The following is a 25,816-nucleotide window of genomic DNA, read 5'->3' on the forward strand; positions in this document are numbered from 1 at the left end:
ATGGCTAAACATCGTTAGTGGCGCGCCATGGCTCCGGGCCATGAATCATTCATTCAACAATCCACAGGGGTTCCTTAGGCATGAACAAACAAGACCTGATCGCCGCCGTCGCTGACTCGAGCGGCCTGACCAAGGGTGACGCGAGCAAGGCGGTCGAAGCGGTCTTCGACGCGATCACCGGCTCGCTCAAGAAGGGCGGCGAAGTCCGTCTCGTCGGCTTCGGCACCTTTGCCGTCAGCCAGCGCAAGGCGTCGACCGGCCGCAACCCGCGCACCGGCGAAACGATGACCATCGCGGCGTCGAACCAGCCGAAGTTCAAGGCCGGCAAGGCCCTCAAGGATGCCGTCAACTAAGCTTGGCGCTACCTTTTGGTGAAAAACATCTCGGGCCGCGGCGCAAGCTGCGGCCCGATTTGTTTTGAGGGGCCTTTATTGGCAAAATCGCCGTTGCAATCGCCGCCGCAGCGGCTATGGACGTCCGGCTTTCGGACGCGGCGCTGCCGCTTCGGTCCGGGACGGGCGCGTAGCTCAGCGGTAGAGCACACCCTTCACACGGGTGGGGTCACAGGTTCAATCCCTGTCGCGCCCACCACGGCGCCGGGGCAAAACCCCGGATGACCAGCCCATTCATCGCCTATTCAATGCATTCGCATTAGGAATCCGGCCATGTTCCGCACTCTGACCACTTCACTGGCCTCTGCCCTGTTGCTCGTCGCCGCGGGAAGCCCCGCCGAAGCGCGCGGCGACCGCGATCAGGATCATCTGCGCGAAGCCGCCGCGCAGGGGAAGGTCATTCCGCTCAACCGGCTGATCGCCGACGTCAAGTCGCGCCCGCCTTACAGCGACATGACCTATCTCGGCGGGCCGCAGTTCGACGCGCAGCGAATGGTCTATGCGCTCAAATTCATGGATGGCAGCCAGGTCGTCGTCGTCTATGTCGACGCGCGGACCGGACGGATCGTCGGCCGCAAACCCTGACATTCCTGCAACGACAATTTGCGATGGCCGTTGCGGGTGATACACAACGGTCGACAGATGCCGGATACCACCGGCGCGAAGGAAAGGCGTGCGCATGCGGATTTTGATTGTCGAAGACGAACCCACGCTGGGTCCGCAACTGAAAGCGACGCTGGAAGGAGCCGGCTATGCCGTCGATCTGGCGACCGACGGCGAAGACGGGCATTTTCTCGGCTCGACCGAAACCTATGATGCGGCGATCCTTGATCTCGGGCTGCCCGAAATCGACGGGCTGACCGTGCTCGACCGCTGGCGCAAGGAAAAGCGCAATTTTCCTGTGCTGGTGCTCACCGCGCGCGACAGCTGGTCGGACAAGGTCGCCGGACTCGATGCCGGTGCCGACGATTATCTCGCCAAGCCGTTCCAGACCGAGGAACTGATCGCACGCCTGCGCGCGCTGATCCGCCGTGCGTCGGGCAATGCGTCCAGCGAACTGATCGCGGGCAGCGTGCGGCTCGACACGCGTTCGGGCCGCGTCACGCTCGACGGCGCGCCGGTCAAGCTCACCGCGCAGGAATATAAGCTGCTGTCCTATCTGCTCCATCACAAGGGCAAGGTCGTGTCGCGCACCGAGCTGATCGAGCATATCTATGATCAGGACTTCGATCGCGATTCGAACACGATCGAGGTGTTCGTGACGCGCATCCGCAAAAAGCTGGGCGCCGACATCATCACCACCATCCGCGGTCTCGGCTACCAGCTCGACGACCCGCAGGGCTGAGCCGGCCGGCCATGGCCGACGCCGAAGCTGCCCCGATCGATACGACCGGCGCCGGGGAGGCGGTGAAGCCGGTCGTGCTGGCGAGCCGGATCACCGGCTCGCTCGCGCGGCGCATGATCGCGATCGCGGCGCTGTGGATATCGGTGCTGCTGATCGGCGGCGGGTTCGCGCTCGACCGCGTGCTGACCGGCGCGATCACGCGCAATTTCGATTCGAGCCTCGAATATGTGCTGATCGCGATGATCCGCTCGTCGGAAATCGGCCCCGACGGCGAGGTGCGGCTGATCGAGCCGCTCGGCGACCAGCGGTTCCTCGAACCCTATTCGGGCCTCTACTGGCAGATCAGCGGCGGCAATCAGGAGCCGTATCGCTCGCGCTCGCTGTGGGAACGCACGCTCAAGGCGCCGGTGCCGCATATCGACAATGACATCCACACCTATGACAGCGCGCAATTTCCCGACGAGGAGCTTCGCGTGCTTGAACGCAACGTCATCCTTCCGGGCAGCAAGGTCAACTGGCGCTTCCAGATCGCCCAGTCGCGCGAGGCGCTCGATCTTCAGAACCGCGCGGTGCGGCAGACGCTCGTCCCCAGCCTTGCGCTGCTCGGGCTCGGGCTGATCGTGCTGGCGGCGCTCCAGACCTTCTACGGCCTGTGGCCGCTGCGTCACATCCGCCGCGCGATCGCCGCGATGCGCGGCGGGCAGCAGCGCCGCGTCGTCGCGCCGCTACCGCTCGAAGTGCAGCCGATGGTCGATGAACTCAACGCGCTGCTCGCGCACAACGAGAAACAGGCCGAGGAAGCGCGGCTCCATGCGGGCAACCTCGCGCACGCGCTCAAGACGCCGCTGACGGTGCTCGTCAACAGCGCCACGGGCGATACCTCGCCGCTCGCCGAAACGGTGCGGCGCGAGGCCGCGACGATGCAGCGACAGGTCGAGCACCACCTCGCGCGCGCGCGCGCCGTCGGCCGTCGCGGGTCGACGCAGGCGCGCGCGAACGTCCGCGACAGCGTCGACAGCGTCTCGCGCGCGGTAGCCTTGCTCTATCCCGACGTGCGGCTCGACGCCGAAGGCGATCCGGCGCTGGTCGCGCGCGTCGAACGGCAGGATCTCGACGAGCTGATCGGCAACCTGCTCGAAAATGCCGCCAAATATGGCGGGGGCAGTGTGTTCGTTACCGTCCGCCGCGAGGGAGGCATGGCCGAAATCCTCGTCGAGGATGACGGCCCGGGCATTTCGCCGACCGACCGCGTCCGCGTCATCGACCGCGGCGTCCGCCTCGACAGCAACAAGCCCGGCACTGGGCTCGGCCTTGCGATCGTGCGCGACGTCGCCGAAATCTACGGCGGCAGCATCGCGCTCGAGGAGAGCGAGGATCTGGGCGGGCTGCTCGTGCGGCTCAGACTGCCGGCGGGGTAGGGCAAAGGTCGGTTTTGGGGTGGGAAGCGGACTCGTCCATTTCCAGTCGTCATCCCGGCCTTCGCCGGGATGACGGAAAATGACCGAAGTCCGCCCTCCGTGCTCCCCGGCGAAAGCCGGGGTCCATTGCAGAAACACGCCGGGTTCGTGTCGGCATTCTGGGCCCCGGCTTTCGCCGGGGTGCGCATCTCTATCGGCGACTAACGGTCGAAACCCGCCTCAGGCAGCGGTTACCACCAATCCGCGCTGCACGCCCGGCCGCGCCAGCCCGGCGTCGAGCCAGCGCTGCACATGGCCGAAGCGTTCGAACCCGACGATCTCGGCGGCATCGTAGAAACCGATCAGGTTGCGGACCCAGCCGAGCAGCGAAATGTCGGCGATGCTGTAGCCTTCGTCGATGATCCACTCGCGCGTCGCCAGCCGCTCGTCGAGCACGCCGAGCAGTCGCGCCGATTCGGTCGCGTAGCGGTCGCGCGGGCGCTTGTCCGCATAGTCCTTGCCGGCGAAGCGGTGGAAAAAGCCGAGCTGGCCGAATATCGGCCCGGCGCCGCCCATCTGCCACATCAGCCACTGGATCGTCTCATAGCGCGTCGCGGGATCGGCCGAGAGGAACCGGCCGGTCTTGTCGGCGAGATAGATCAGGATCGCGCCCGATTCGAACAGCGCGAGCGGCTTGCCGCCGGGCCCGTCGGGGTCGTAGATCGCCGGGATCTTGCCATTGGGGTTGAGCGCGAGGAAGGCGGGGTCGTGGCTTTCGTTCGCCATGATGTCGATGCGGTGCGGCTCATAGGGCAGGCCGGTCTCTTCGAGCATGATGCCGACCTTGACCCCGTTCGGGGTCGGCGCGGAGAAAAGCTGGAGCCGGTCGGGATGCGCGGCGGGCCATTTGGCGAAAATCGGGTGGTCGAGGCTCATGCTTCCTGCTCCCGCTTCGCCTGCTTGTGGTGGCGGATCACCTCGTCGATGATGAAGCGCAGGAATTTCTCGCTGAATTCGGGGTCGAGGTCGGCGTCGCGCGCCAGTTCGCGCAGCCGCCCGATCTGGCGCTCCTCGCGTAGCGGATCGGCGGGGGGCAGGCCGCCCTTCCCCTTGAGTTCGCCGACCGCCTTGGTCACCTTGAAGCGCTCGGCGAGCATATAGACGAGCGCCGCGTCGATATTGTCGATGCTCTGGCGGTAACGGCTGAGTTGGTCGTCCATGTGCGGCTCCTCTTATGCACGGCCCGCTTGGCACCCGGCAGGGGGCGCTGGCAAGCCGAAAGTCGTTGCAAATTGGCCTTTGCGGGGCCAAGGGTCGCCGCGTCATGAGTGCCGAAATCTACCGTCTTCACGGCGACACGCCGCCTTCGCTCGACCCGATGATGGCGCTCGTCGCCGCCGACATGAACGAGGTCAATGCGGTCATTCTGGATCGCATGCAGTCCGAAGTGCCGCTGATCCCCGAACTCGCCGGGCATCTGATCGCGGGCGGCGGCAAGCGCATGCGGCCGATGCTGACGCTCGCGTGCGGCAAGCTGCTCGACTATCCGGGGCGCCGCCACTGCAAGCTCGCCGCCGCGGTCGAGTTCATCCACACCGCGACCTTGCTCCACGACGATGTCGTCGACGGATCCGATCTGCGTCGCGGGCGCAAGACCGCGAACCTGATCTGGGGCAACAGCGCGTCGGTGCTGGTCGGCGACTTCCTGTTCAGCCGTGCCTTCGAGGTGATGGTCGAGGACGGCTCGCTCAAGGTACTGAAGATCCTGAGCCGCGCGTCGGCGGTGATCGCCGAGGGCGAGGTCAACCAGCTGTCGGCGCAGCGCCGGATCGAGACGAGCGAAGACCAGTATCTCGCGATCATCAACGCCAAGACCGCCGAACTGTTCGCGGCGGCGTGCAAGATCGCCGCTGTGGTGGCCGAGCGCGACGACGCTACCGAGGCGGCACTCGACGCCTATGGCCGCAACCTCGGCATCGCCTTCCAGCTCGTCGACGACGCGATCGACTATGTTTCGGATGCCGAGACGATGGGCAAGGGTGTCGGCGACGATTTCCGCGACGGCAAGGTCACCTTGCCGGTCATCCTCGCTTATGCGCGCGGTACGCCCGAGGAGCGCGAGTTCTGGAAACTCGCGATCGTCGGCCACCGCACGTCGGACGAGGACCTCGCCCATGCGACCAGCCTGCTGCACAAGCATGACGCGATCGCCGACACGCTGGCGCGCGCGCGCCATTACGGCCAGCGCGCGGTCGACGCGATCGGCGGCTTCCGCGCCAGCCAGGCGAAGTCGGCGCTGACCGAAGCGGTCGCCTTCGCGGTCGCGCGCGCTTATTGAGGCGCGGCGATGGCGATGACGGGCCCAGCGGCGGAAAGCCCCGACGCCTATATCGCCGCGCTTTCGGGGTGGCAGTTCGAACGCTGCACCATGCTCCGCGCTGCGGTGATGCGCGCCGCCGCGTTCGACGAGACGATCAAATGGACCAATCTTGTCTTCATGGCGAACGGGCCGTGCATCCTGATCCGCGCCGAGGCGCATCGCGTGCTGCTCGGTTTCTGGCGTGGCAAAAGGCTGCGCGGCATCGAGCCGCGGATCAGGGCGAGCGGCAAATATGAGCTCGGCAACCTGGTGATGACCGAGGCGACCGAGGTCGATCCCGCGGTCGTCGAACGGCTCGCGGCGGAGGCGTACCGGCTTAATTTCGACATCGGCAATCCGTCGACACGAACATGACCCTGCACCTGCCGATCGACGCCGTGCTGCCCGATATCATGGCGGCGCTGACGCTGAAGCCCAATGCGGTCGTCGTCGCGCCGCCGGGCGCGGGCAAGACGACGCGCGTCGCTCCGGCGATCCTCGACCAGCCGTGGTGCAAGGGCGCGGTGTGGCTGCTGTCGCCGCGCCGTCTGGCTGCGCGCGCCGCCGCCGAGCGGATCTCGGAAGAAATGGGCACGCCGGTCGGCGGCCTGGTCGGCTATGCGACGCGGCTCGACAGCAAGCAGTCGAACGCGACCCGGTTGCTGGTGATGACCCCCGGCCTGTTCCGCAACCGCATCCTCGACGACCCCGAACTGGCGGGCGTGTCGGCGGTGCTGTTCGACGAAGTCCACGAACGCAGCCTCGACGGCGATTTCGCGCTCGCGCTGGCGATCGACGCGCAACAGGGGCTGCGCGACGACTTGCGCCTCGTCGCCATGTCGGCGACGCTCGACGGCGCGCGCTTCGGCGCGCTGCTCGGCAACGCGCCGGTGGTGAAGAGCGAGGGCAAGAGCTGGCCGCTCGACATCCGCCATATCGGCCGCCGCGCCGAGGACCGGCTGGAGGCGAGCATCGTCGGAGCGGTGCGGCAGGCGATGGGCGACGAAGCCGAGGGAGACATGCTCGCCTTTCTGCCCGGCGTCGCCGAGATCGAGCGCGCCGCGAGTGCGGTCGAGGACGCGCGACTGCCGCTCGTCGTCCACCGGCTGCACGGGCAGATCGACCCTGCGGTCCAGCGCAAGGCGCTCGTCCGCGATCCCGGCGGCGGGCGCAAGCTGATCCTCGCGACGAGCATCGCCGAAACCAGCCTCACCATCGACGGGGTGCGTATCGTGATCGATGCCGGCCTGTCGCGCCGGCCGCGCTTCGACAAGGCGGCGGGGATCGCACGGCTGGTTACCGAACGCGCGAGCCAGGCGTCGGCGACGCAGCGCGCCGGGCGCGCGGCGCGGCAGGGGCCCGGGGCCGCCTATCGCCTGTGGGAGGCACCCGCGACCGCGGGCATGCCGCCGTTCGATCCGCCCGAGATTCACGAGAATGACCTGATGCCGGTCGTGCTCGACTGCGCCAGCTGGGGCATCGTCGATCCGCGCCAGCTCGGCTGGCTCGACCCGCCGTCCCCGGCGGCGGTTGCCGAGGCGAAGACGCGGTTGCAGGCGATCGGCGCGCTGGCCGCCGACGGTCGCATCACGGCACACGGCAAGGCGCTGGCGTCGATCCCGCTGCCCGTGCCGCTCGCGCATATGCTGATCGAAGCGGCGGCGACGGGCGAAGCCGAACTGGCTGCACGGCTCGCGGTGCTGCTCACCGAACCGGGCCTCGGCGGACGCGGGCTCGATGTCGAGGCGCGGCTCCAGCGCTGGCGCGGCAGTCGCAACGATCGCGCCGAAGGGGCCTGGCGGCTCGCCCGCCGCCTGGCGGCCCTGGCCGGGAAGCGCGCCGAAGGCGTGGAGCCGCTGACCGCTCGATCGATCGGCGGCTGGATCGCGACCGCCTGGCCCGACCGCGTGGCGCGCCAGCGCGCGGGGCAGCGCGGCGACTATCTGAGCGTCGGCGGGCGCGCCTATCGCATCGACCCCGCCGATCCACTCGCAGGCAGCGAGTGGATCGCCATCGCCGATGCGCAGGGGCATGCGGCGGGGGTGCGCATCCTTGCCGCCGCGCCGATCGCGCAGGCCGAGGTGGAGGCGATTTTTGCCGACCGCATCGTCGCCCACTCGGCGAGCCGCTACGATGCCGCCGCCGACCGCGTCGATCATCGCCGCGAACGGCGGCTCGGCGCGATCGCGCTCGCCAGCGGCAAGGCGGGGCCGGGCGAGGGCCCCGACGACGATGTCGCGCTGCGGCTCGCGGCGGTGCGCGAGAAGGGACTGGGACTGATCGGCTGGGGGGCGGCATCGCAGGCGCTGCGGTTGCGCGCGTCCTTTGCCGGCATCGATACGCTGTCGACCGCGGCGTTGTCCGACAGTCTCGACATCTGGCTGGCGCCGCTGCTCGGCAAGTGCCGCGGCCTGCGCGACATCGGCGACGGCCGGCTCGCCGACGCGCTGGCGGGGCTGCTCGACTGGCCCGCGCGGCAATCGCTCGAAAAGCGGGCGCCGTCGGAGTATCTGACCCCCGCGGGCAGCCGCCATGCGATCGATTACGGCGCCGAAGGCGGGCCGCAGGTCGCGGTGCGGGTGCAGGAGCTTTTCGGTCTTGCACGGCACCCGGTGGTGGGCGAACCGCCGGTGCCGCTCATCCTGTCGCTGACATCCCCCGCGCACCGGCCGATCCAGACGACGCGCGACATCGCGAGTTTCTGGAGCGGAAGCTGGCACGACGTGGCGCGCGAGATGCGCGGACGCTATCCGAAGCATCCGTGGCCCGACGACCCCGCGAACGCCCGGCCGACCTTTTTGACCAAGGCGGCGCAGGCGCGGCGCGACGGGTCATGATATGCCTCTTCCCGCCCGTGCCGACAGCGGCTAAGGGGCGACGACGCACCAATCGAGGACGATCCGCATGAAGGCCCGCATTTTCCAGAAGCCCAAGAACGCCATGCAGTCCGGCCGCGCCGGAACGCAGCGCTGGATGCTGGAATATGCGCCCGCCGAGGCGCGCAAGGCCGACCCGCTGATGGGCTGGGCCGGCAGCGGCGACACGCAGCGCCAGCTGCGCCTCGGCTTTGCGAGCCGCGAGGAAGCGGTGGCCTATGCGGAGCGCAACGGGATCGACGCCGAGGTCATCGCGACGCCGGTGCGGACGCTGAAGATCCAGGCCTACGCCGACAATTTCCGCTGAGCTTTGGTTTCTTGCGCCTGCCCTGTTGGGGGAGCTGGCGCATCACCGCAGCCCTGAGCCTGTCGAAGGGCGCTTCTCGGTGAGGCGCCCTTCGACAGGCTCAGGGCTGCGGTTCAATAGGCCTTCCGGTTTCGCTCGCAACGACGGGGAGCGTTACTCGGCGTCGGGCTGCAGCAGCTTGTGCAGGTGGACGACGACATATTTCATTTCGGCGTCGTCGACGGTGCGCTGCGCGGCGCTGCGCCACGCCTTTTCGGCGGTCTTGTAATCGGGGAACAGGCCGACGACGTCGAGATTGTTGAGATCGACAAAGTCGAGGCCCTGCGGATCGCTGACGCGTCCGCCGAACACGAGGTGCAATTTGCTCATCGAGGCTTTCCTTGCAGGTTAGCGCGGGGGAGGGGAGAAGCCGCGCCCCCTACCAGCGCCGCGCCTTTCGGGCAAGTGTGCCTCACGCGTCTTTGTTGCCGCCCTTGGGAAGCAGCGAGCCGAGCAGCGCGCCGATCGCGACCGCGCCCGCGACGAGTGCCAGCGGCTGTTTTTCGGCGACGTCCTTGAGCTTGCTGTTCGCGCGCTTCGCCTGTGCCTTGCCCTTTTCAAGGGCTTCGCCGGCCGCCTCGCGCGCGGCGCCCGCCTGCTCGCGGCCCTTGGCGGCGAGTTCGCTGGTCGCGACGCGGGTGCGATCGGCGAGTTCGCCCGTTGCCGCGCGGGCGCGGCCGTAGCCGTCCTGGATGCGTGCCTTGGCCGCCTCGGCGGTCAGCTTGGCATTTTCGGCGGTTTTCTGCGCAACTTCACTCACTTTTGCGGTGGTTTCGCGGGCGGTTTTACTGAGCGGCTTCATCGGGTTTCTCCGTCTCGTTCGATTCTTCGGTCTCTTCATCCGGCGCAGGGCCGGGGCGTATCCTGTCGAGTCCCGCCTCGGCGAGATCGCGCAATTTGCGGCCGAGGCGCGGGGCATGCTCCTTGATCGGCTCGCGAAGCAGCCAGGCGAGCCCCGCCGCCGCGGCGATCGCGATCGGCAGGCGGTTGTCCCTGAACTGCTTCTGCACCGCCGCCGCCGTGTCGTCGACCTTGGCGCCGAGCCGGTATTTGCCGCGATTGTAGAGCGCCCGGGGCTTGAACGCGTCGCCGGCGATGCCGAGCTTGCGCTGCAGTTCGGCGCGCTGGATCATCGAGCGACGCGCGGCGTTGATCAGGCGGGTGCGGGTGCGGGGCATCAGTCGCCGATTCCTTCGTCAGCCAGGTTGCGGCGGAGCGCCGTGCGGATGTCGGCATAGCTGGCGCGTGCGCGCCACCCCGCAAAGGCGGCGACGAGCAGCAGCACCGCCACGACGATCAGCGTCGCGAGCAGCGGCCCGACGTGCGGCGCGAGCACGAGGATCGCGCCGAAGGCGAGAGCCAGCATCGCGACGCCCAGTGCACAGGCCGCGATCGTGCCCCAGCCCGCCGTCCAGGTTGCACCGTGCAGCGCGAGTTCGCCGCGCGCTTCGAGCAGCGCCAGTTCGGCCTTCGCCGTCGCCGACACATTGTCGACGACATCGGCGATGATCTTTTCGAGCGGCACCGGCGGCGGGTCCACGGGACGCCCGTCGGGGGCGTAGCCGTGGCTCACGCGGTCGTAGCCGGCCGGTTCGGACGGCGCGGGGGTTTCAGGCTTGGCGGACGGCATCTCGCTGGGTCGGATCAGTCGCTGCCCGAACCCTTGAGCAGGCGCGCGAGCACGAAGCCGAGCACCGCCGCAGCACCCACCGAAACCGCCGGGTTCTTCTTGACCATGTCCTTGGTCGCCGCGGCGAGTTCGTCGAGATCCTTCTTGTCGAGCGTCGAGGCGAGCCCGGCGACGGTCGACGCGGCCGAGCGCGCATAGTCGCCATATTGCTTGCCGAATTTCGTGTCGACGGTGCCCGCGCTGTCCTCAAGCATCTTGGCGAGGCTGCCGACGGCTTCGGCCGCCTTGTCCTTGCCCTTGGTCGCGGCGTCGCGCGCGCGCGTCGAGGCCTGGTTGGCGAGCGCCGACGCTTCTTCCTTCAGCGACGCCGCCTTCTTCGATGCTTCGCTCTTGATCGTCGCGCCGGTGGCGGCGAGCTGGTCGCGGATCGGATGGTCCTTTGCGGCCGCCTTCGCCGCAGCGGGCTTGCGCGCGGGCGCGGCCTTGGTGGCAGCGGCCTTCGCAGGGGCTTTGGGCGTGGCTTTCTTGGCAGCGGGAGTAGCGGCTTTGGCCATGGTTCGTCCTCTTCTCTTATTCCGGGCGCGCGGGCCCGTCCCTGTCTCCAGGATTATATAGCAACAGCCGGTGAATGGTTCCATAGCCCCGCAAAATTCCTCCCCCGGCGGTTGCACTAAGGGCAGGGCGTCGATAACAGGCGGGCGCCTTTCCCATCCGGCGCGTCCGGCGCCGCCAGCAGGACAAATTCCATGACCGCCATCCTCGACATTCACGGCCGCGAAATCCTCGACAGCCGGGGCAACCCGACGGTCGAAGTCGATGTGCTGCTGGAGGATGGCAGTTTCGGTCGCGCCGCGGTGCCCTCGGGCGCCTCGACCGGCGCGCACGAAGCCGTCGAACTGCGCGACGGCGACAAGGGGCGTTACCTCGGCAAGGGCGTGACCCAGGCGGTCGCGGCGGTGAACGGCGAAATCGCCGACGCGCTGATCGGCCTCGATGCCGAGGATCAGCGCGAACTCGACATGGCGATGATCGCGCTCGATGGCACCGCGAACAAGGGCCGCCTCGGCGCCAATGCGATCCTCGGCGTCAGCCTCGCCGCCGCCAAGGCCGCGGCCGACGCGCGCGGCCTGCCGCTCTATCGCTATGTCGGCGGCGTCTCGGCGCGCACGCTCCCCGTTCCGATGATGAACATCATCAACGGCGGCGAACATGCCGACAACCCGATCGACGTGCAGGAATTCATGATCATGCCCGTCGGCGCCGGCAGCATCGCCGAAGCCGTGCGCTGGGGCAGCGAGATTTTCCACACGCTGAAGAAGGGCCTGTCGGCGAAGGGCCTCGCGACTGCGGTCGGCGACGAGGGCGGCTTCGCCCCGAACCTCGCCTCGACGCGCGCCGCGCTCGATTTCATCGCCGCGTCGGTCGATCAGGCGGGCTTCAAGCTCGGCACCGACGTCGTGCTCGCGCTCGATTGCGCCGCGACCGAATTCTTCAAGAACGGCAAGTATGAGATCAGCGGCGAAGGGCTGTCGCTCAGCCCCGAACAGATGGCCGAATATCTCGCCGCGCTCGTCAAGGACTACCCGATCAAGTCGATCGAGGACGGCATGAGCGAGGATGATTTTGTGGGCTGGAAGGCGCTCACCGACCTTGTCGGCGACAAGTGCCAGCTCGTCGGCGACGACCTGTTCGTCACCAACCCCGCGCGTCTGGAGGATGGCATCAAGACCGGCCTCGCCAACTCGCTGCTCGTCAAGGTCAACCAGATCGGCACGCTTTCGGAAACGCTCGACGCGGTCGATATGGCGCACCGCGCGCGCTACACCGCCGTCATGTCGCACCGCTCGGGCGAGACCGAGGATGCGACGATCGCCGACCTCGCGGTCGCGACCAATTGCGGCCAGATCAAGACGGGCAGCCTCGCGCGCTCGGACCGGCTCGCGAAATACAACCAGCTGATCCGCATCGAGGAAGAACTGGGCGATATGGCGCGCTATCCGGGAGCGGCGATTTTCGGGTAAATCCGTCCTTCGCGACCATCGTCATCCCGGACTTGATTCGGGATCCATTTGCGCGGCGCTGCGAGCGTGGACCCCGGATCAGGTCGGCCGCTATCCCGCTCGTATCCGTATGGCGTCATTGCGAGCGAAGCGAAGCAATCTCCAGCTATCGCTCCGCTTTGCCGATGGCTGGAGATTGCTTCGTCGCTTCGCTCCTCGCAATGACGATAAAGGGGCTACGGAAGCCGAGGGATCGCCGCCGATCAAGTCCGGGGTGGCGACGCGACGAGGGCCTTCGTCCTCACTCCCTCTTCAGATATTTGTCAAACCAGCCGATCGTGCGGCGCAGCGAGTCGAGCTGGTTTTCGCGTTTCTGGAAGCCATGGCCCTCGCCGGGGTAGTAGATCGTCTCGACCACATTGCCCTTGGCTTTCAGCAGGTCGTGGACCTCCTGCGCCTGGCCTCTGGGCACGCGGATGTCGTTCTCGCCCTGGATCGTGAGCAGCGGCGCCTTGGCGGCCTTCATATAGGAGAGCGGCGAGGCGGCGTCGTAGACGCCGGGACTGTCCTCGGGCGTGCCGAGCAGCGTGCGCTGATAGGCTTTGAGCAGCTCGTCCTGGTCACGGTACATCGTCCGCCAGTTGATGATGCCGTACCATTGTACCGCCGCAGCGAACTCGTCGGGGGTGCGGCCGATCGCCATCAGCGTCATGAATCCGCCGTACGAACCGCCGAAGATGCCGACCTTTTTCGCGTCGACATAGCCCGACTGGACGAGGAAGCTCTTGGCCGCGACGGTGTCCTTGAGGTCGCCGCCGCCGAGGTCCTTGAAATTCGCTTCCTGGAACGGCTTGCCATAGCCGGTCGAGCCGCGGAAATTGGGCTGGATCACGACATAGCCGCGCGTCGCGAAGGCGGTGGCGAAGCGCGAGAAGCCGTCCTGCGACTGGCCGGTCGGGCCGCCGTGCGGAAGCACGATCGCGGGGTTGCTGCCGTCGCGCCTGAGGTTGAACGGCATGGTGACGACCGCGCTGATCAGCGTGCCGTCGAAGCTCTTGTAGGTCACGATCTGCGATTTGGGGAGCGTCGCCGGGGTCAGGCTGGCCATCGCGAGCGGCACCGCCGGCACCGCCCTGTTCGCCGCAAGGTCATAGGCATAGAGCATCGTCGGCGAATCCGCGCCGCTGCGGGTGACGAACATCGTGCGGCCGTCGGGTGAGATCGCCGCCGCGCCTGGGATGGCGGCGCGGCCGGGATCGAGCGCGAGGTCGGTCTTCGCCATGGTGGCGAGGTCGACGCGCGCCAGCGTCGAGCGCCCGTCGTTGTTGGTGCGCACGAACATCGCCTTGCCGTCGGGGGTGACGATGTCGCTCGATTCCTCCCACGGGGTCGGCGCCAGCCAGCGCCATTTCTTCGTCCCGACGGTATAGGCGCCGGCGTGGAGCTGGCCGGTGCCCTCGTCGGTCGTCACCGCCAGCGTCGCGCCGTCGGCGGTCGCCCCCGTCGCGGCGTAGATGGTCTTCGCCTTGCCGAGCAGCATCGTCGCGGCGCCGCTGGCGACGTCGATCTTCCACACTTCGCTGACCGAACTGTCGACGAGGCTGCGGTTGGCGATGATCGCCTTGCCGCCGTCGATCCACGCCGCGGGTGCCCAATTATACGCGGGGTCCTTCTCCGCGGTCAGGTTGCGGACCTTGCCGGCGGCGTCCATCACCGCGAGGTTGGTCTGGCCCTCGCTCCTGAGCTTGGTCGACAGCGCGACGAGGCCGCCGGCGGGACCGACGAGCAGGCCGCTTTCGCTGCGCTCGGGGGTGTTGGTCAGATTCTCGGGCGCGCCGCCCGTCGTGGGCACGCGATACACGTCATAATATTCGTTCCCGCCCGCATCCTGCGTGAAATAGAGCCATTTGCCGTCGCGTGCGGTCGCAAGCCCCGCCTGCGCCTCGTCGGACTGCGTCAGCTGGACCGGCCAGCTGCCGCCGGCATCCATGCGCCAGATGTTGACGCGGCCGGTCAGGTCGGTGGCGATGAAGACCGTCTTGCCGTCGGCGCTCCACACCGCATCGTAGAGCGAGCGCGTCACGCCGATATCGTCGAGCGGCACCGGGCGCGCCGCCGCATTGGCGGGCGAGGCGAGCGATTGCGGGTCGGTGACGGGCCGGTCGGGGGTCGCGACCTGCGCCGCGAGCGGCGAGGCGGTGGCGAGCAGGACAAGGGTGAGGATCGAACGCATCGGAATCTCCCTGTTATGATCGCGCGATAGTGGCAGAGCCGGCGCTTCGCGGCCACAGGATAGTGTGGACAAGCGGTCGCTGGGCGCTTGACCCGGCGAATCAGTTGTGATTCAAGCGAATCCGATGACGCAGCGCCACAAGATACGGAAATCGGTCAATCGGGCCATCGGGCCGACCATCGCCGTGCTCGCGGTGCTGGCGATGATCGGCTATGCGATTTTCGGGCCGACCGGCCTCTATGCCTGGGGCGACTACAGCCAGTCGGTCGAAAAGCAGCGTGTGATCCTCGCCGATCTCACCAAGAAGCAGAACGAGCTCAAGAACCGCGTCAACCTGCTCGACCGGCGGCGCGTCGACCCCGATCTTGCCGACGAATATGTGCGCGAAAAACTGGGCGTGATGCACCCCGACGAGGTGGCGATCCCGATGGAGCCCGACGCGGCCGAATAGCCGCGGCCACTCCCTTTCGGGGCGCGGGCGCGGATATGCTGCATACGTAATGTTGCGCCTTCGCGGCGCCGAAGCGGACGTTGCCAAACATGGCGCGCGGCTCCTATAGGGAGCCTTGCCGTAACGGCTAATCGCAAAGGAAATCGCCTTGGCCAAAGCACCCGCGCGCAAGACTGCCGCGCCAAAAAAAATCGCTTCCACCCCAGCTCCCGCGACCAATCGCGACCAGCCGCGCGATCCCGCGCCCTATGACGCATCGCCGGAGGAACTCGAAACCTTCTACCGCGAGATGCTGCTCATCCGCCGCTTCGAGGAAAAGGCCGGCCAGCTCTACGGGCTCGGCCTGATCGGCGGCTTCTGCCACCTCTACATCGGTCAGGAAGCGGTCGCCGTGGGCCTCCAGTCGGCGCTCGACGGCGACAAGGACAGCGTCATCACCGGTTACCGCGACCATGGCCACATGCTCGCCTATGGCATCGATCCCAAGGTGATCATGGCCGAGCTGACCGGCCGCGCCGCCGGCATCTCGAAGGGCAAGGGCGGCTCGATGCATATGTTCAGCGTCGAGCATAAATTCTATGGCGGCCACGGCATCGTCGGGGCGCAGGTGTCGCTCGGCACCGGGCTTGCCTTCGCGCACAAATATCGCGGCGACGGTGGCGTCGCCATGGCCTATTTCGGCGACGGCGCCTCGAACCAGGGGCAGGTCTACGAAAGCTTCAACATGGCCGAGTTGTGGAAGCTTCCGATCATCTTCGTGATCGAGAACAACCAGTACGCCATGGGCACCTCGGTCAACCGCTCCTCGGCCGAGGACCAGCTCTATCGCCGCGGCGAGAGCTTCCGCATTCCCGGCATGCAGGTCGACGGCATGGACGTGCTCGCGGTGCGCGGCGCGGCCGAGGCGGCGCTCGAATGGGTGCGCGCGGGCAAGGGGCCGGTGCTGATGGAGCTCAAGACCTATCGCTACCGCGGCCACTCGATGTCCGACCCCGCCAAATATCGCAGTCGCGAGGAAGTGCAGGCGGTGCGCGACAAGAGCGACGCGATCGAGCATCTGAAAAAGCTGATGATCGACGCGGGCATCACCGAGGACAAGATCAAGGATATCGACAAGGAAATCCGTCAGATCGTCGCGGAATCGGCCGACTTTGCGGAAAGCGCGCCCGAGCCCGAACTGCAGGAACTTTATACCGACGTGCTGGTGGAGCAATATTGAGATGGCCATCGAATTGAAGATGCCGGCGCTGTCGCCGACGATGGAAGAGGGCACGCTCGCCAAGTGGCTCGTCAAGGAAGGCGACACGGTGAAGTCGGGCGACATTCTCGCCGAGATCGAGACCGACAAGGCGACGATGGAGTTCGAAGCGATCGACGAGGGCGTCATCGGCCAGATCCTCGTCGCCGAGGGCACCGACAATGTGAAGGTCGGCACCGTGATCGCGATGATCACGGGCGAGGGCGAGGCGGCCGCACCTGCGGCGCCCGCCAAGGACGTCGCCCCAGAGGAAGCTGGGGCCGCTGCCGTCAGTGCTCCCACGCCTGAGGTCCCAGCTTCCGCTGGGACGACGGCTAAGGCTCCGGCCCCCACCGAACGCGTATCCGATCCCGCGATTCCCGAAGGCACCGCGATGGTCAAGCTGACCGTCCGCGAAGCGCTGCGCGACGCGATGGCGGAGGAAATGCGCGCCGACGACCGTGTCTTCGTTATGGGCGAGGAAGTCGCCGAATATCAGGGCGCGTACAAGGTCACGCAGGGACTGCTCCAGGAATTCGGCGCGCAGCGCGTCGTCGATACGCCGATCACCGAATATGGCTTCGCGGGCCTTGGTTCGGGCGCGGCGATGGGCGGGCTCAAGCCGATCATCGAGTTCATGACCTTCAACTTCGCGATGCAGGCGATCGACCACATCATCAACTCGGCGGCGAAGACCAATTACATGTCGGGCGGCCAGATGCGCTGTCCGATCGTGTTCCGCGGTCCCAACGGCGCCGCGTCGCGCGTCGCGGCGCAGCACAGCCAGAACTTCGCGCCCTGGTATGCGAGCGTCCCCGGGCTGATCGTGATCGCGCCCTATGACGCCGCCGACGCCAAGGGGCTGATGAAGGCGGCGATCCGCAGCGAGGATCCCGTCGTCTTCCTCGAGAACGAACTTCTCTACGGCCGCAGCTTCGAGGTTCCCGACGTCGCCGATTTCGTCCTGCCGATCGGCAAGGCACGCGTGATGCGCGAAGGCCGCGACGTGACGATCGTCAGCTATTCGATCGGGGTCGGGCTCGCGCTCGACACCGCCGAGAGCCTGTCGGGCGAGGGCATTGATGCCGAGGTGATCGACCTGCGCACGCTGCGCCCGCTCGACACCGCGACGGTGCTCGCCAGCCTCAAGAAGACCAACCGCCTCGTCGTCGTCGAGGAAGGCTGGCCGGTGTGCTCGATCGCCAGCGAAATCGCGATGGTCGCGATGGAGCAGGGCTTCGACGACCTCGACGCACCCGTCATGCGGGTGTGCAACGAGGACGTGCCGTTGCCCTATGCCGCCAACCTCGAAAAGGCGGCGCTGGTCGACACCCCGCGGGTGATCAAGGCGGTGAAGGCGGTCTGCAACCGCGCCTGACAATCTAGTTTCAATAAACCGCTCGTGCTGAGCTTGTCGAAGCACCGTATTTTCTTTGACCTCGTTTGAAGAAAGAACGGCCCTTCGACAGGCTCAGGGCGAACGGTTTATATTTTGGGCGGCCTCCTCTACTGCAGCCCTCGCATGACAGTCGACGCTCTTCCCGAACTCCCTCTCTACCCCGACATCCGCGATCCGCGGGTGATGGTCGCGGTGCCGCACGCGCGGCGCGCGGCGGTGGGGGCGCTCTGGGCGCTTGCCGGACGGCTGACCAGATTGCTCGACGAAGCGCGCGAGCCGCTGATCGGGCAGATCAAGCTCGCCTGGTGGCGCGACATGATGGCGCTGCTCGCGACCGATCCCGCCGCGCTGCCCAAGGGCGAACCTTTGCTCGCCGAACTGCAGGCGAGTTGGGCGGGGCGGGGCGGCCTCGACGCGCTGGTCGACACCGCCGAGGCGGTACTGCTCGCCGAGACCGCCGATGCGCGGCGTGAGGCCGCGGGCGATTTCGGCGAGCGGCTGTTCGCGCTATCGGCGGCGGGCGACGCCGGGACGGGCGGGCGGCGCTGGGGGCTGCTGTGGGGCGCGGTCCGGCAGACGGAAGCGGAAGCCGCCGAAACGCTCTTCACCGCGGCGCGGGAGCTGCCCTTTTCGCGGGCGGCCTTTGCCGGCGAGCGCGCGCTGCTGCTCCTCGATCGCTGGGCCGCGATGATCGCCGCGGCGCGCGGCGAACGGCGCTGGCGGAGCGAGGGGCTGATGCTGTTTCGCGTCGGATTGCTCGGCCGCTGACGATTATCGCGCGCCGGGGGTGGAAATGGCGCCGCCGAACATCTATCTTGCGCGGTACAGAATAGGGTCGCAGGGGACGATTGATGTTCAACGGGCTGGTCGCCTATCTCGATTCGATCAAGGCGCGCGATCCCGCGCCGCGCTCGCGTTGGGAAATTCTGCTCTATCCCGGGTTGCTCGCGGTGGGCCTGCACCGCGTCGCGCACTGGCTGTTCGAGGCCGACCTGTTCTTCCTCGCACGCTTCGTCAATCACCTGTCGCGCTGGCTCACCGGGATCGACATCCACCCCGGTGCGACGATCGGCCGGCATCTGTTCATCGACCATGGTTTCGGCGTCGTCATCGGTGAAACCGCCGAGATCGGCGACAATGTCTCGATCTATCAGGGGGTGACGCTGGGCGGCACCGATCCCGCCAACGGCATCGGCGGCAAGCGCCACCCGACCCTGTGCGACGATGTCATCGTCGGTTCGGGCGCGCAGATCCTGGGCCCCGTCACCGTCAACCCGCGCGCGCGCGTCGGCGCCAATGCGGTGGTGACCAAGGACGTGCCCGAGGGCGCGGTGATGGTCGGTATTCCGGCGCGCTCGACGCTGGTCGATGCCGCCGAATATGCCCGCGAATTCGTGCCCTACGGCACGTGCCACGAAACCTTCGACCCCGCGACGCAAAAAGTCGAGATCCTCCAGTGCCAGCTCGAGCAGATGCAGAAGCAGCTCGCCGCGCTGATGGCCGAGCGCGATGCCGCCGCGGCCGACCCGGCGTCGCGCAAGGGACGCAGCCGCGCCTGATGGGGATCGTCACCCCCTGGCCGCATCCGCATCCGCAATCGCAGACGGCGTTCGACCGCCGCGAACTGACGCGCATTCTCGACCTTTACGGGCGTATGGTGGCGGCGGGGAAGTGGCGCGACTATGCGATGGATTTCCAGCGTGACGTCGCGACCTTTTCGGCCTTTCGCCGCGCCGCCGAGCGTCCCGAATACCGCATCGAAAAACGCCCCGCGCTCAGGAGCCGGCAGGGCATGTGGGCCCTTGTCTCCGAAGCCGGGGCGGTCCTGAAACGCGGGGACGAGCTTTCGAACGTGCTCGCCCCCGTCGAACGCAAGCTTATGAAGCTGGTATCGGACTGACGGGCCGTCCCGTCGCGGGCAGCTGGTCGGCGAGGCCGGCGGGCAGGAACCCGACCACCACGCTCCGCGCATTCTGCCAGAAGGCCGAGAGCAGCAGCAGCGCCGAACCGATCACGAAGGCCGTCAGCGCGACGTTGAGTTCGACCGCGCCGAAGGTGTTGAACAGCTGGGTCAGCGCGAACAGCACATAGGCGAGGGCGGAGACGAGCAGCGCGCGGCGGTCGACCGCGAGCGCGATCAGCCCGAACAGGATGTAGATGCCGACGACGAGTACCGCGGCGCCGCTGCCGATATCGTCGCCCTGCGTCACGCCGAGCAGGTGGAAGATCGGATGCGCGATCATCGGTGCGGCGAGCAGGTGGAGCCAGAAGGCGACATCGCTGCGCCGCGTCTGGCGCACCCGGTCGCTGCGGTCCCACCACATGGCGAGGGTGAAGACGCCGAGCCCGGCGACGAGCACCAGCGTCATGACGAGATCGGGCGAGGCCGACGCGCCGACGATCGACAGCACGAGCGCCACCGCGGTCGCGGCGAGCGCCGCGGTTCCGGCGGCGACGGTGATCGGCACCATGAAGCGTTTCCAGTGCAGCCAGGTCGCCCCCGCGGTGACCAGCGCCATCGCGCCGCCGATGATCGCCATCGTCGATTCGGCCGGATGATTGCCGAAGATCGCCTCGCCATGTTTTACGAGGAAGCCGACCATCGATCCGAACACGCCGCCCGCGAAAGCGAGGACGAGCACGATGCTGGGGAGCGCCATGCGGCGCTGGCGGGTGAAATATTCGGCAAGGCCCCACGCGGCCGCGGCGACGCCGACGCCCGCGATCGCGGGATGGATCGATTCGCCGATCCACGCGACCGCGACGAGCAGGATCACCGCCGCGATGCTGACGAAGATGTCGTTGAAACCGGTGATGAGGCGGAATGATTCCTCGTCCGCCCCGGGGGCGGCGCGGACCGACGCGATATGGGCGCGGAAGGCGGCTGCGGCCTCCGGCGTCATGACCTTTGCGTCGACCGCGGCTTGCAGGTCGCTTTCGCTATACATTGGGGTCGTCCTTCTGTCCGATCCCCTTGCCCCGCAGCGTTTATGGCATGACTGTGTTGGTGATGCAATACGATAAATCAGGTGAAGATATGCGCCGCGACCAGCCGGTCGCGCTGCGCCGCGGTGACGCGCGCGACGAGGCGCAGCGCGAGCGGGTAGAGGATCAGGTTGATGCCCGAATAGAGGATGCTGAGGACGATCACCTCGTGCTTTTCGGCGGGGGAGCGGGCATCGGCCGTCGCCAGCGTCAGGATCGTTCCGACCGCGATCGAGAAGGACCATAGCCCCCACCAGCCGATGAGCAGCGATTGCCCGCCGTCGACGCTTTCGCGGTCGCCGCCGTGGCTGAAGTTCCAGATCTGGCGCATCGCCTGAAACGGTTTGACGAAATTGGCGATCGGCACGAAATGCCAGCCCACCGCCCACGCGGGGGTGAAGCCGAATCCGGGTACGCGCGCCGCCTTGATGTTGGCGGCGGCGCGATAGGTCCACATGCAGAAGAAGACATAGGTGGTCAGCGCCAGCAGCGCATCGCTGGCCGATATGCCGAGGTAGAGCGCGTTGAGGCCGACGACCGGGGCATCGTCGTCGAGCGACACCAGCCCGCCGAGTTCGGCAATCTGGCCGATCAGTGCCAGCGCCAGGACGACGAAGCCGACGATGAGCAGGCGCTGCACGAAACGGCCGCGTTGCTGGAGGAGGGCGATTCCGTCGCCCAGGGTCATGTCGGTCATCGGCGCCCCCGCAATCGGCGGCCCCGCCCGGGGGCCGCCGATGCGAAGACGTCTATCAGGCTCAGCCGAGGGCCTGCAACGCCTTCATCACCGCCATCGACTGCTCGCTGCCCGATTGGGGCACGGTTTCGCCGGCGCGGTCGATGATCTTGTCCCATGCCGCGGCGACGCCCTCGGGGGTGCGCTCATCTTCGGGCAGCGCGACGCCGGGGGTCATGGTGACATAGGCGGCGTGGAACGCGCCCGCGCCGGCGCCGACGATCATGTTGGTCGGCGCATCTTCGCTGACAAGGTAGAGCGCGGCGGGCACGACATTCTCGGGCGTGAACTTCTCGAACAGTTCGGCGGGGAAGATGTCCTCGGTCATCCGCGTGCCCGCGACCGGCGCGATCGTGTTGCAGCGGATGTTGTATTTGGCGCCTTCGAGGTGGAGCGTCTTGGTGAGGCCCGCAAGGCCGAGCTTGGCCGCGCCGTAGTTGGCCTGACCGAAGTTGCCGTAGAGGCCGGTCGACGAGGCGGTCATCAGGATGCGGCCATAGGCCTGTTCGCGCATCAGGTCCCAGCACGCCTTGGTGACGTTGGCGCTGCCGCTGACGTGAACCTTCAACACCAGGTCGAAATCGGCGGGCTCCATCTTGGCGAAGCTCTTGTCGCGCAGGATGCCGGCATTGTTGATCAGGACGTGCACGCCTCCCCATTCTTCCTTCGCCCTGGCGACCATTTCGACCATCTGCTCATATTCGGTGACGCTGCCGCCGTTCGACATCGCGGTGCCGCCCGCCGCGCGGATCTCTTCGACGACCTGCAGTGCGGCGTCCGAATGGCCGGTGCCGTCGCGCGATCCGCCAAGATCGTTGACGACCACCTTGGCGCCGCGGCGCGCGAGTTCGAGCGCATAGGCGCGGCCCAGCCCGCCGCCGGCGCCGGTAACGATGGCAACGCGTCCGTCAAAATTGATCGTCATGATGGTCTCCCGGAAAGGGCCGCCCGATAGGTTGCCCGAAAAAACTGGCACGTCCTTAACCGTTCGTCCGCCGCAGGCAAGGGCCGATCGGAAAAGCGCCGACTGCAACGAAAATGTCATGCAATTGACGTGCATCTGTCATCTATGCGTCATAACAGCGCCGCGAGCTTGTCACCCTTTCGCAACGGAGCAATTCCTCATGCGTCCTCTTTTTACTGCCGCGCTGCTCGCAACCTCGATGTTCACGCTGCCGACCGCGGCGCACGCGCAGGCGATGACCGCCGAGGAGGCGGCCGCGCTGCGCGCCGAACTCGCGGCGCTGAAAGCCCAGGTCCAGACGCTCGAGGCACGGCTCGACGCGGCGGCGGTTGCCCCGGCGCCCGCTGCGACGCCCGCACCCGTTCCGGCTCCGGCGACGCCGCCTGCCACCGCGAAGCCCGCGACCGAAATCGCGTGGAAGGGCGCACCCGAAATCCGCACCGCCGACGGCTGGAGCTTCAAGCCGCGCGGGCGCGTGCAGGTCGACGTCGCGGGGATCGACGCCCCGGCGGGCGTGCTCGGCAATCGCGGCGGCACCGCGACCGAATTCCGCCGCGTCTATCTTGGCGTCGACGGCAAGATTCCCGGCGGCTTTTCCTATCGCGTCGAGGCCGATGTCGCGAACAGCGAGGTCGAACTGACCGATGTCTATCTGACCTATGGTCCGGGCCCGGTCTCGGTCACCGTGGGGCAGGTCAAACCTTTCTGGGGGCTCGACGAGCTGACGAGCGACCTGTTCACCAGCCATCTCGAACGCGCCGCCTTTGCCTCGGCCTTCGGCTTCGAGCGCCGCGTCGGCCTGTCGGCGCAGTACAAGGGCAAGGCGGTGTTGCTGCAGGGCGGCGTGTTCGGCGACAATGCGCGCGACCTGACCGACAGCAACCATGCGATCGGGGTCGATGCGCGCGCGGTGTGGATGCCCAAATTCGGCGAGACCCAGCTGCATCTCGGCGGCTCGATCCATTACCGCGACCCGAACAACCCCGCGGCGATCGGGCGCTATCGCGCGCGGCCGTTCGTCCACACGACCGACGTCCGCCTGGTCGATACGGGCGAACTCGACGTCGACAGCGAGCGCGGGCTGGGGGTCGAAGGCGCGCTGATCACCGGTCCGTTCCACGCCGCGGCCGAGGGCTATTGGCAAAAAGTGCAGCGCACCGGCGCCGCCGACCCGACCTTCTTCGGCGGCTATGCCGAGGTCGGCATGGTGCTGACCGGCGGCGACCGGCGCGGATACAAGGACGGCGCCTTCGACCGGCTCAAGCCGTCGAACCCGATCACCGCGGGCGGCATCGGCGCGATCGAGGTCAATGCACGCTATGACTATCTCGACCTCAACGACGCCGGGCTGGTCGGCGGGCGGCAACGGACGGGGCTCATGTCGCTGGTGTGGGCGCCGGTCGAATATGTCCGCCTGACCGCGAGCTACGGCCGCGTGCGGGTCGAGGATGCGCGCATCGCCGCGGCGGGCGGCGACCGCGACTATTCGGCGGATACCTTCGGGCTCAGGACGCAGATCGATTTCTGACGCGCGGCGGCGGTTCGGCGCGGCGACGGCCGATTGACGCGGAGCCGTCTTGCTATAGCTAGGGGCGATGTTCGTATTTGCGCTGCTCCTCGCGACAACGTCCGAACCGGTTGTCCTGCATTGCCGGGCCGAAGGCGCCGGCCTGCTCGCCACCACGGAATTCACGCTGCTCGAAGGCGAGGGCCGGGTCAGCTATTCGGCCGCTGCGGGGATGACCAGCGTCGCCGCCACCTTCAGCGCCGACGCGGTGGCCTTCCCCGATGACTGGCCGAAGCCCTTTGCGGGTGGCTATGTCATAGACCGGCGCGCGCTCACCTATCGGCACCTGGTGACGCACGACGGGAAAACGGTCCTGGACGAGCAGGGCCGCTGTCGCATTTTCAGCCTTCCTCGCGAGGCGCCCGAGGGCGCGCGAGGCGAAAGACCGCCGCCCCGGAACTGAAGTTTCCGGGACAGCGCGGGGCCGCAGGCTGGAGGACAGGAATCGGTCGGCAATATCCCTCGGCGGGCGAAATCAGATGCTCTTGCCCGCATCGAGTGCATAGCCTGCCGATCGCACGGTGCGGATGATGTCCGCGGTGCCGGGCAGGTTGATCGCCTTGCGCAGGCGCCGGATGTGGACATCGACCGTGCGCAGTTCGATGTCGCTGTCCTGTCCCCACACGCTGTCGAGCAGCTGCCCGCGCGAGAAGACGCGGCCCGGATGCTCCATGAAATGGCGCAGCAGGCGGAATTCGGTCGGCCCCATGTTCACGATCTGCCCGCCGCGCACGACCTTGTGCGCGACCGAATCGAGTTCGATGTCGGCATAGGCGAGCAGCTCGCCGGCGAGCGCGGGGCGCAGGCGGCGCAGCACCGCCGACACGCGCGCGACCAGCTCGCGCGGGCTGAACGGCTTGGTGACATAATCGTCGGCGCCGGTCTCGAGCCCGCGGATGCGATCCTCTTCCTCGCCGCGCGCGGTGAGCATGATGATCGGCACGTTCGCCGATTTGGGGTTGCGGCGGAGGCGCCGGCAGACCTCGATCCCGGGCAGGCTCTCGATCATCCAGTCGAGCAGGACGATGTCGGGGACGCGTTCCTCGACGAGGATCAGCGCCTGTTCGCCGTCGGGGGTCTGGCGGACCGAGAAACCCTCGCGCGCGAAATGCCAGACGATGAGCTCGGCGATCGCCTCGTCATCCTCGATCAGCAGCAGGTCGGGCTGCGGCATCAGCCTTGCTCCTGCTCCGCGGCGCCGTCTTCGGGCTGTTCGCCGCGCTCGCGTTCCTCCATCCGCTCGCCGGTGACGACATAATAGACCATCTCGGCGATGTTGGTCGCATGGTCGCCCATGCGTTCGAGGTTCTTGGCGACGAAGAGCAGATGCGCGCTTTCCGAGATATATTTCGGATTTTCCATCATGAAGGTGACGAGCGTGCGGAAGATGCTGTTGTAGAAATCGTCGACGATCTTGTCGCGCACCGTCACCCGCACCGCGAGGTCGGCATCGCGCGCCGCGAAGCTGTCGAGCGCGTCGTGGACCAGTTCGACGACGATGTTCGACATCGAGATCAGCAGCGGGATCGCCTCGATCGAGCGCGTCTGGTCCATCAGCGCGACGCGCTTCGCGATATTCTTCGCATAGTCGCCGATCCGCTCGACGACCGAGACGATCTTGAGCGCGGCGATCATCTCGCGCAGATCGTCGGCCATTGGCGCGCGCAGCGCGATCGTCTGGACCGCGAGCTGTTCAACCTCGCTTTCGAGCGCGTCGATCTTCTTGTCGTCGCGGACGACCTGCGCCGCGAGGTCGAGGTCGCCCTTGCTCAGCGCGGTCATCGCCTGGAGCAGCGCCTGTTCGGCGCGGCCGCCCATCTCGCTGATCAGCCCGCGCAGGCGGTTCAGATCCTCGTCGAAGGCCTTGACGGTATGATCATTGGTTAATGCCATCACTCT

30 protein-coding genes and 1 tRNA gene are annotated in these 25,816 nt (G+C 67.3%); 18 read left to right on the plus strand and 13 right to left on the minus strand.

The features are described from left to right. Positions 1-80 precede the first annotated feature (80 nt). The 5 genes from EAO27_RS06485 (at position 81) to EAO27_RS06505 (ending at position 3,155) form a co-directional block, all read left to right on the plus strand. Positions 81-353, plus strand: a complete 273-nt coding sequence (locus EAO27_RS06485; RefSeq protein ID WP_242778456.1) for an HU family DNA-binding protein — start codon at positions 81-83, stop codon at positions 351-353. Positions 354-516: 163 nt separating this feature from the next. Then, positions 517-591, plus strand: a tRNA-Val gene (locus EAO27_RS06490). A gap of 74 nt (positions 592-665) precedes the next feature. Further along, positions 666-977, plus strand: coding sequence for a hypothetical protein (locus tag EAO27_RS06495; protein ID WP_242778459.1), 312 nt, complete (start codon positions 666-668; stop codon positions 975-977). 94 nt (positions 978-1,071) lie between these two features. Next, entirely contained in the window at positions 1,072-1,737 is a 666-nt protein-coding gene (locus EAO27_RS06500) for a response regulator transcription factor (RefSeq protein WP_242778462.1), read from the plus strand. 113 nt (positions 1,738-1,850) lie between these two features. Beyond that, the gene (locus EAO27_RS06505) at positions 1,851-3,155 is read left to right on the plus strand and encodes a HAMP domain-containing sensor histidine kinase (protein ID WP_242780468.1); all 1,305 of its coding nucleotides are present in this window, start codon (positions 1,851-1,853) and stop codon (positions 3,153-3,155) included. 219 nt (positions 3,156-3,374) lie between these two features. Here EAO27_RS06505 and EAO27_RS06510 read toward each other — a convergent pair whose 3' ends face one another. Both EAO27_RS06510 and EAO27_RS06515 read right to left on the minus strand, forming a co-directional pair. Beyond that, the gene (locus tag EAO27_RS06510; protein ID WP_242778465.1) at positions 3,375-4,070 is read right to left on the minus strand and encodes a glutathione S-transferase N-terminal domain-containing protein; all 696 of its coding nucleotides are present in this window, start codon (positions 4,068-4,070) and stop codon (positions 3,375-3,377) included. Continuing rightward, positions 4,067-4,354, minus strand: a complete 288-nt coding sequence (locus tag EAO27_RS06515; protein WP_242778468.1) for a chorismate mutase — start codon at positions 4,352-4,354, stop codon at positions 4,067-4,069. The genes EAO27_RS06510 and EAO27_RS06515 overlap by 4 nt, the downstream gene beginning before the upstream one ends. A 104-nt stretch (positions 4,355-4,458) precedes the next feature. Here EAO27_RS06515 and EAO27_RS06520 point away from each other — a divergent pair, with 104 nt between their 5' ends. The 4 genes from EAO27_RS06520 to EAO27_RS06535 all read left to right on the plus strand — a co-directional run bounded on the left by EAO27_RS06520 (position 4,459) and on the right by EAO27_RS06535 (position 8,676). Beyond that, a complete protein-coding gene (locus EAO27_RS06520) occupies positions 4,459-5,472 on the plus strand; it encodes a polyprenyl synthetase family protein (RefSeq protein ID WP_242778471.1) in 1,014 nt (337 codons plus the stop codon). 9 nt (positions 5,473-5,481) lie between these two features. After that, a complete protein-coding gene (locus EAO27_RS06525; protein WP_242778474.1) occupies positions 5,482-5,868 on the plus strand; it encodes a DUF1801 domain-containing protein in 387 nt (128 codons plus the stop codon). After that, the gene (gene hrpB, locus EAO27_RS06530) at positions 5,865-8,330 is read left to right on the plus strand and encodes an ATP-dependent helicase HrpB (RefSeq protein ID WP_242778476.1); all 2,466 of its coding nucleotides are present in this window, start codon (positions 5,865-5,867) and stop codon (positions 8,328-8,330) included. Before EAO27_RS06525 ends, hrpB begins: the two co-directional genes overlap by 4 nt. Before the next feature lie 67 nt (positions 8,331-8,397). Continuing rightward, on the plus strand, positions 8,398-8,676 hold the full coding sequence (locus EAO27_RS06535) for an ETC complex I subunit (RefSeq protein WP_242778479.1): 279 nt from the start codon (positions 8,398-8,400) through the stop codon (positions 8,674-8,676). Positions 8,677-8,829: 153 nt separating this feature from the next. On the opposite strand, the gene EAO27_RS06540 is transcribed toward EAO27_RS06535, so the two are convergent. The 5 genes from EAO27_RS06540 to EAO27_RS06560 form a co-directional block, all read right to left on the minus strand. Beyond that, positions 8,830-9,045: a DUF4170 domain-containing protein gene (locus EAO27_RS06540; protein ID WP_242778482.1), complete on the minus strand. Its 216-nt coding sequence runs from the start codon at positions 9,043-9,045 to the stop codon at positions 8,830-8,832. An 82-nt stretch (positions 9,046-9,127) separates the two neighbouring features. Further along, on the minus strand, positions 9,128-9,517 hold the full coding sequence (locus tag EAO27_RS06545; RefSeq protein WP_242778484.1) for a hypothetical protein: 390 nt from the start codon (positions 9,515-9,517) through the stop codon (positions 9,128-9,130). Beyond that, positions 9,501-9,893 (minus strand): hypothetical protein, encoded by a 393-nt coding sequence (locus tag EAO27_RS06550; protein ID WP_242778487.1) that lies wholly within the window; start codon positions 9,891-9,893, stop codon positions 9,501-9,503. Before EAO27_RS06550 ends, EAO27_RS06545 begins: the two co-directional genes overlap by 17 nt. Next, on the minus strand, positions 9,893-10,345 hold the full coding sequence (locus EAO27_RS06555) for a phage holin family protein (protein WP_242778490.1): 453 nt from the start codon (positions 10,343-10,345) through the stop codon (positions 9,893-9,895). The genes EAO27_RS06550 and EAO27_RS06555 overlap by 1 nt, the downstream gene beginning before the upstream one ends. Positions 10,346-10,359: 14 nt before the next feature. Continuing rightward, positions 10,360-10,899, minus strand: coding sequence for a hypothetical protein (locus EAO27_RS06560; protein ID WP_242778493.1), 540 nt, complete (start codon positions 10,897-10,899; stop codon positions 10,360-10,362). Positions 10,900-11,091: 192 nt separating this feature from the next. On the opposite strand from EAO27_RS06560, the gene eno reads away from it, so the two are divergent. Then, positions 11,092-12,366 carry a phosphopyruvate hydratase gene (eno, locus tag EAO27_RS06565; protein ID WP_242778496.1) on the plus strand — a complete coding sequence of 425 codons (1,275 nt, stop codon included), beginning with the start codon at positions 11,092-11,094 and terminating at the stop codon, positions 12,364-12,366. A gap of 280 nt (positions 12,367-12,646) precedes the next feature. Here eno and EAO27_RS06570 read toward each other — a convergent pair whose 3' ends face one another. Then, positions 12,647-14,578 (minus strand): S9 family peptidase, encoded by a 1,932-nt coding sequence (locus EAO27_RS06570; protein WP_242778499.1) that lies wholly within the window; start codon positions 14,576-14,578, stop codon positions 12,647-12,649. Between the two features lie 124 nt (positions 14,579-14,702). Between EAO27_RS06570 and EAO27_RS06575 the strand changes: the two genes are divergently transcribed. From EAO27_RS06575 to EAO27_RS06600, 6 genes are all read left to right on the plus strand, one after another. Continuing rightward, positions 14,703-15,029, plus strand: coding sequence for a septum formation initiator family protein (locus EAO27_RS06575; RefSeq protein WP_242778503.1), 327 nt, complete (start codon positions 14,703-14,705; stop codon positions 15,027-15,029). Positions 15,030-15,219: 190 nt separating this feature from the next. After that, on the plus strand, positions 15,220-16,248 hold the full coding sequence (gene pdhA, locus EAO27_RS06580; protein ID WP_242780470.1) for a pyruvate dehydrogenase (acetyl-transferring) E1 component subunit alpha: 1,029 nt from the start codon (positions 15,220-15,222) through the stop codon (positions 16,246-16,248). Between the two features lies 1 nt (position 16,249). Next, positions 16,250-17,644, plus strand: a complete 1,395-nt coding sequence (locus EAO27_RS06585; RefSeq protein WP_242778506.1) for a pyruvate dehydrogenase complex E1 component subunit beta — start codon at positions 16,250-16,252, stop codon at positions 17,642-17,644. A 144-nt stretch (positions 17,645-17,788) separates the two neighbouring features. Next, entirely contained in the window at positions 17,789-18,433 is a 645-nt protein-coding gene (locus EAO27_RS06590; RefSeq protein WP_242778509.1) for a hypothetical protein, read from the plus strand. 83 nt (positions 18,434-18,516) lie between these two features. Beyond that, the gene (cysE, locus tag EAO27_RS06595; protein WP_242778512.1) at positions 18,517-19,224 is read left to right on the plus strand and encodes a serine O-acetyltransferase; all 708 of its coding nucleotides are present in this window, start codon (positions 18,517-18,519) and stop codon (positions 19,222-19,224) included. After that, positions 19,224-19,565, plus strand: a complete 342-nt coding sequence (locus EAO27_RS06600) for a DUF2794 domain-containing protein (RefSeq protein ID WP_242778515.1) — start codon at positions 19,224-19,226, stop codon at positions 19,563-19,565. Before cysE ends, EAO27_RS06600 begins: the two co-directional genes overlap by 1 nt. Here EAO27_RS06600 and EAO27_RS06605 read toward each other — a convergent pair. The 3 genes from EAO27_RS06605 to EAO27_RS06615 all read right to left on the minus strand — a co-directional run bounded on the left by EAO27_RS06605 (position 19,543) and on the right by EAO27_RS06615 (position 22,311). Next, complete coding sequence (locus tag EAO27_RS06605) at positions 19,543-20,613, minus strand: hypothetical protein (protein WP_242778518.1); 1,071 nt, start codon at positions 20,611-20,613, stop codon at positions 19,543-19,545. The two genes, EAO27_RS06600 and EAO27_RS06605, sit on opposite strands and share 23 nt — an antisense overlap. A 77-nt stretch (positions 20,614-20,690) precedes the next feature. Next, the gene (locus EAO27_RS06610; protein ID WP_242778521.1) at positions 20,691-21,347 is read right to left on the minus strand and encodes a DUF4328 domain-containing protein; all 657 of its coding nucleotides are present in this window, start codon (positions 21,345-21,347) and stop codon (positions 20,691-20,693) included. Between the two features lie 61 nt (positions 21,348-21,408). Next, positions 21,409-22,311, minus strand: a complete 903-nt coding sequence (locus tag EAO27_RS06615) for an SDR family oxidoreductase (protein WP_242778524.1) — start codon at positions 22,309-22,311, stop codon at positions 21,409-21,411. A 199-nt stretch (positions 22,312-22,510) separates the two neighbouring features. On the opposite strand from EAO27_RS06615, the gene EAO27_RS06620 reads away from it, so the two are divergent. Both EAO27_RS06620 and EAO27_RS06625 read left to right on the plus strand, forming a co-directional pair. Then, positions 22,511-23,878 carry a porin gene (locus tag EAO27_RS06620; protein ID WP_242778528.1) on the plus strand — a complete coding sequence of 456 codons (1,368 nt, stop codon included), beginning with the start codon at positions 22,511-22,513 and terminating at the stop codon, positions 23,876-23,878. A gap of 67 nt (positions 23,879-23,945) precedes the next feature. Then, entirely contained in the window at positions 23,946-24,320 is a 375-nt protein-coding gene (locus EAO27_RS06625) for a hypothetical protein (protein WP_242778532.1), read from the plus strand. Positions 24,321-24,392: 72 nt separating this feature from the next. Here EAO27_RS06625 and phoB read toward each other — a convergent pair whose 3' ends face one another. Further along, positions 24,393-25,091 (minus strand): phosphate regulon transcriptional regulator PhoB, encoded by a 699-nt coding sequence (phoB, locus tag EAO27_RS06630; RefSeq protein WP_242778535.1) that lies wholly within the window; start codon positions 25,089-25,091, stop codon positions 24,393-24,395. Then, positions 25,091-25,810, minus strand: a complete 720-nt coding sequence (gene phoU / locus EAO27_RS06635) for a phosphate signaling complex protein PhoU (protein WP_242778538.1) — start codon at positions 25,808-25,810, stop codon at positions 25,091-25,093. The genes phoB and phoU overlap by 1 nt, the downstream gene beginning before the upstream one ends. Between the last annotated feature and the right edge of the window lie 6 nt (positions 25,811-25,816).

Source organism: Sphingopyxis sp. YF1, assembly GCF_022701295.1.
In the GTDB taxonomy this organism is placed as follows: domain Bacteria; phylum Pseudomonadota; class Alphaproteobacteria; order Sphingomonadales; family Sphingomonadaceae; genus Sphingopyxis.

Excerpts from the sequence above, each read along its gene's own strand:
- EAO27_RS06485 (WP_242778456.1), top strand. The coding sequence starts at position 81 with ATGAACAAACAAGACCTGATCGCCGCCGTCGCTGACTCGAGCGGCCTG.
- EAO27_RS06495 (WP_242778459.1), top strand. The coding sequence starts at position 666 with ATGTTCCGCACTCTGACCACTTCACTGGCCTCTGCCCTGTTGCTCGTC.
- EAO27_RS06500 (WP_242778462.1), top strand. The coding sequence starts at position 1,072 with ATGCGGATTTTGATTGTCGAAGACGAACCCACGCTGGGTCCGCAACTG.
- EAO27_RS06505 (WP_242780468.1), top strand. The coding sequence starts at position 1,851 with ATGATCGCGATCGCGGCGCTGTGGATATCGGTGCTGCTGATCGGCGGC.
- EAO27_RS06510 (WP_242778465.1), bottom strand. The coding sequence starts at position 4,070 with ATGAGCCTCGACCACCCGATTTTCGCCAAATGGCCCGCCGCGCATCCC.
- EAO27_RS06515 (WP_242778468.1), bottom strand. The coding sequence starts at position 4,354 with ATGGACGACCAACTCAGCCGTTACCGCCAGAGCATCGACAATATCGAC.
- EAO27_RS06520 (WP_242778471.1), top strand. The coding sequence starts at position 4,459 with ATGAGTGCCGAAATCTACCGTCTTCACGGCGACACGCCGCCTTCGCTC.
- EAO27_RS06525 (WP_242778474.1), top strand. The coding sequence starts at position 5,482 with ATGGCGATGACGGGCCCAGCGGCGGAAAGCCCCGACGCCTATATCGCC.
- hrpB (WP_242778476.1), top strand. The coding sequence starts at position 5,865 with ATGACCCTGCACCTGCCGATCGACGCCGTGCTGCCCGATATCATGGCG.
- EAO27_RS06535 (WP_242778479.1), top strand. The coding sequence starts at position 8,398 with ATGAAGGCCCGCATTTTCCAGAAGCCCAAGAACGCCATGCAGTCCGGC.
- EAO27_RS06540 (WP_242778482.1), bottom strand. The coding sequence starts at position 9,045 with ATGAGCAAATTGCACCTCGTGTTCGGCGGACGCGTCAGCGATCCGCAG.
- EAO27_RS06545 (WP_242778484.1), bottom strand. The coding sequence starts at position 9,517 with ATGAAGCCGCTCAGTAAAACCGCCCGCGAAACCACCGCAAAAGTGAGT.
- EAO27_RS06550 (WP_242778487.1), bottom strand. The coding sequence starts at position 9,893 with ATGCCCCGCACCCGCACCCGCCTGATCAACGCCGCGCGTCGCTCGATG.
- EAO27_RS06555 (WP_242778490.1), bottom strand. The coding sequence starts at position 10,345 with ATGCCGTCCGCCAAGCCTGAAACCCCCGCGCCGTCCGAACCGGCCGGC.
- EAO27_RS06560 (WP_242778493.1), bottom strand. The coding sequence starts at position 10,899 with ATGGCCAAAGCCGCTACTCCCGCTGCCAAGAAAGCCACGCCCAAAGCC.
- eno (WP_242778496.1), top strand. The coding sequence starts at position 11,092 with ATGACCGCCATCCTCGACATTCACGGCCGCGAAATCCTCGACAGCCGG.
- EAO27_RS06570 (WP_242778499.1), bottom strand. The coding sequence starts at position 14,578 with ATGCGTTCGATCCTCACCCTTGTCCTGCTCGCCACCGCCTCGCCGCTC.
- EAO27_RS06575 (WP_242778503.1), top strand. The coding sequence starts at position 14,703 with ATGACGCAGCGCCACAAGATACGGAAATCGGTCAATCGGGCCATCGGG.
- EAO27_RS06585 (WP_242778506.1), top strand. The coding sequence starts at position 16,250 with ATGGCCATCGAATTGAAGATGCCGGCGCTGTCGCCGACGATGGAAGAG.
- EAO27_RS06590 (WP_242778509.1), top strand. The coding sequence starts at position 17,789 with ATGACAGTCGACGCTCTTCCCGAACTCCCTCTCTACCCCGACATCCGC.
- cysE (WP_242778512.1), top strand. The coding sequence starts at position 18,517 with ATGTTCAACGGGCTGGTCGCCTATCTCGATTCGATCAAGGCGCGCGAT.
- EAO27_RS06600 (WP_242778515.1), top strand. The coding sequence starts at position 19,224 with ATGGGGATCGTCACCCCCTGGCCGCATCCGCATCCGCAATCGCAGACG.
- EAO27_RS06605 (WP_242778518.1), bottom strand. The coding sequence starts at position 20,613 with ATGTATAGCGAAAGCGACCTGCAAGCCGCGGTCGACGCAAAGGTCATG.
- EAO27_RS06610 (WP_242778521.1), bottom strand. The coding sequence starts at position 21,347 with ATGACCGACATGACCCTGGGCGACGGAATCGCCCTCCTCCAGCAACGC.
- EAO27_RS06615 (WP_242778524.1), bottom strand. The coding sequence starts at position 22,311 with ATGACGATCAATTTTGACGGACGCGTTGCCATCGTTACCGGCGCCGGC.
- EAO27_RS06620 (WP_242778528.1), top strand. The coding sequence starts at position 22,511 with ATGCGTCCTCTTTTTACTGCCGCGCTGCTCGCAACCTCGATGTTCACG.
- EAO27_RS06625 (WP_242778532.1), top strand. The coding sequence starts at position 23,946 with ATGTTCGTATTTGCGCTGCTCCTCGCGACAACGTCCGAACCGGTTGTC.
- phoB (WP_242778535.1), bottom strand. The coding sequence starts at position 25,091 with ATGCCGCAGCCCGACCTGCTGCTGATCGAGGATGACGAGGCGATCGCC.
- phoU (WP_242778538.1), bottom strand. The coding sequence starts at position 25,810 with ATGGCATTAACCAATGATCATACCGTCAAGGCCTTCGACGAGGATCTG.